Source organism: Agathobacter ruminis (genome assembly GCF_002735305.1).
GTDB lineage: Bacteria > Bacillota > Clostridia > Lachnospirales > Lachnospiraceae > Roseburia > Roseburia ruminis.
In genome coordinates this window covers 1-1,170 of record NZ_PDYG01000107.1, presented here as the reverse complement: position 1 = coordinate 1,170, position 1,170 = coordinate 1, and the positions used below count along the sequence as shown (strand labels likewise).

The window sequence follows — 1,170 nt, the reverse complement described above, 5'->3', positions numbered from 1 at the left end:
TCTGCGCATCCTCGCGGAGCGTTTATCTCAGTCGGAGATTGTAACCCCGACTGAGATAAATCATTAATCGAAGCAGGATTTGATCCGGAATGAAAGGAGAAACATGGGATACTTTAGTTGTAGTTTATATGGCAATGATGCTTCATTGGATGCGAGAGACACTTATAGGATTCAATTAGAATTGACTGGAGATGATGAAGAAGCATTAAAGCGGACCAAAGAAATATTAGAAGAATTTATGGGCACAGATGAGGAATGCCTAGTCTGGTATGCCCTTGCTGATACACAATGGAAGATTGGACGTCTATGTGATGAAGTAAAAGAAAAAGCCTTTGAATTTTTAGCGCAAAATGGCGGTGAAGAATTATTTGAAGGCCGTGAACGGGAAAAATGGGGAACAATACTGCGCAAGTTAGAAGACAAATTGAATAGCCCTATGAAGCCTTATAAAAAGATAAAAAAATTGGAACCACTGGAATTGTGGAATATGGGAGATGTGTATGCTTATCAGTTTTCTACAAAAAAAGCGGAAGATGCCGGTATATATAAGAAATATATATTGATGCAAAAAATTGGGGAAGAAACTATGACAGAGGATATGGGAGGGTTTCAATATGATGTCATACAGATATATGATCGGTTGTTTGATGAATTGCCGGACCCGGAAGTAATAAAAGATATTCGATTATTACCGGCGGATATACCATATAGGGAAAACGAAGAATTGCTGAGAACGTTTCCGCTTGATATGTCAGCTGGAATGGATTATTTAAAAACATCTGAGTATCCTAGAAAAAGGCTACACTTTTTGGGAAATGTAGAGATCCCTATTAAAACGGAATATGTACATGGAAGAGTAGAAGATTTCGGATGGGATAGAATGGAGGAATGCTGGTTAGTGTCTTTTTACAAATGGTGGCAGGGGAAAACATATTATGAGGAGAATGGGCTTTATTATCCAAGTGAGATTTATAAAGAAAGCGATGATGAATAGTTGTGTAATTAGGATATAAAGTAATGTTTGATAGACCTCATCCGAATAAAGAAATATACTCGTATCATATTCATCTCAGTCGGGGTTACAATCTCCGACTGAGATAAACGCTCCGCGATGATGTGCATATATTTATATCCGAGAAGGTGTATAACTATCTTGTGAATTTGTTCAAA

At 37.4% G+C, this 1,170-nt stretch carries 1 protein-coding gene; it reads left to right on the top strand.

All coding sequences use genetic code 11. The features are described 5' to 3' along the window. Positions 1-103 precede the first annotated feature (103 nt). Positions 104-994: a hypothetical protein gene (locus CSX02_RS10810; protein ID WP_099386685.1), complete on the top strand. Its 891-nt coding sequence runs from the start codon at positions 104-106 to the stop codon at positions 992-994. Positions 995-1,170: the final 176 nt, after the last annotated feature.